Raw genomic sequence first — 1,275 nt, 5'->3', positions numbered from 1 at the left:
TCCCTTCCCCGGCAGGGGATGACGCACGGGGATGGCGGGTCGTCGGTTTAAAGTCTTGTCGTGTCGTGCCGAAAATCTATGATACCGGCACGACGACCATGAGACACCCTGCTTTTTAACTGACCCGCACACGCCGCGCGTTGTGCCCATGCCAAGATATAAAAAAGGATAACATCATGAACACATCTGTTCATACCACAGCCCCCGTTATGGTGGCCGATGCAGGTATTCCGCTGCGCGACATTCTGCCATGGGGCGTGTTCGGCCTGATCGTGGCGGCACTGCTGATTTACTTTGTGGGTGCGGAGCAGGGGGCAACCTCCCTGATTTCTGGCCACTCCGTGCATGAATTCGTGCATGACGGCCGCCATCTGCTTGGCTTCCCCTGCCATTAAATAAACCCAGCGTCAGGAAAGATTCGTCTCATGGTTGGTCGTCTTCTTGCTCGTGGCATGGCCGCGGGTATTGTGGCTGCATTGCTGGGTTTTGTGTTTGCCCGGCTGTTTGGGGAGCCTCAGGTGGCTCTGGCCATCGCGTTTGAAGCCGCACAGGATGCTGCGGCAGGCAACGCCCCCGAGCCCGAAATTGTCAGCCGTGCTGTACAGGCCTCCTACGGCCTGCTGACAGCAGTGCTCATGTATGGTGCGGCTTATGGCGGTGTGTTCGCCATTGTATTTGCACTTGCTTACAAGCGGCTTACGCTGTCCAGCCCCCGTGCGCTGGCGCTGCTGCTGGCCGGGGTTGGTTTTTTAACCTTTGTGCTGATCCCTGATCTTAAATATCCGCCCAATCCGCCTGCGGTGGGGCTGGAGGAAACCATTGGTCTGCGTACGGCCATGTATTTTGCCATGGTGGGGATTGCCATTGCCATTTCCATGATCGCGCTGCTGGTCGGGCGGGCTATGTCTGTCTCTCTTGGTCGCTGGAATGGCGCGCTGTGCGGGATTGGCCTTGGCATTGCCCTTGTGGTGGTGGCCCAGTTCGGTCTGCCTGACATTAACGAGGTGCCGGGAGATTTCCCCGCCATTGTGCTCTGGCGCTTCCGTGAGGCGGCCATCGGCATGCAGCTTGTCATGTGGTCCACGCTGGGGCTGGTTTTTGGCGCACTGGCAGACAGGCTGCTGCGTTCGTCTGCTGCGCAGGCCCGTTAGGCCATTCTGGCTCGGGCTGTGCTGTAAGCAACAGTATGCAAAAAAGACCACGCATTTTGCGTGGCCTTTTTTGTGTGCGTGCTCTGGCGAGGTCCTGCTGGAGCAGGACCAGTGCTGAGGACAC

Annotated in this window: 2 protein-coding genes; both read left to right on the top strand. The window is 58.4% G+C overall.

The genetic code is table 11. The features are described 5' to 3' along the window. The first annotated feature begins 176 nt into the window (after positions 1-176). Complete coding sequence (locus JCM25146_RS15965; RefSeq protein WP_025829292.1) at positions 177-395, top strand: CbtB domain-containing protein; 219 nt, start codon at positions 177-179, stop codon at positions 393-395. A 30-nt stretch (positions 396-425) separates the two neighbouring features. After that, positions 426-1,151, top strand: a complete 726-nt coding sequence (locus JCM25146_RS15960) for a CbtA family protein (protein WP_025829289.1) — start codon at positions 426-428, stop codon at positions 1,149-1,151. Positions 1,152-1,275: the final 124 nt, after the last annotated feature.

Source organism: Acetobacter okinawensis JCM 25146 (assembly GCF_000613865.1).
Classification (GTDB): Bacteria; Pseudomonadota; Alphaproteobacteria; order Acetobacterales; family Acetobacteraceae; genus Acetobacter; species Acetobacter okinawensis.
Note: the sequence above shows the minus strand (reverse complement) of the source record. Positions and strands in the feature narration are given on the sequence as shown.

Excerpts from the sequence above, each read along its gene's own strand:
- JCM25146_RS15965 (WP_025829292.1), top strand. The coding sequence starts at position 177 with ATGAACACATCTGTTCATACCACAGCCCCCGTTATGGTGGCCGATGCA.
- JCM25146_RS15960 (WP_025829289.1), top strand. The coding sequence starts at position 426 with ATGGTTGGTCGTCTTCTTGCTCGTGGCATGGCCGCGGGTATTGTGGCT.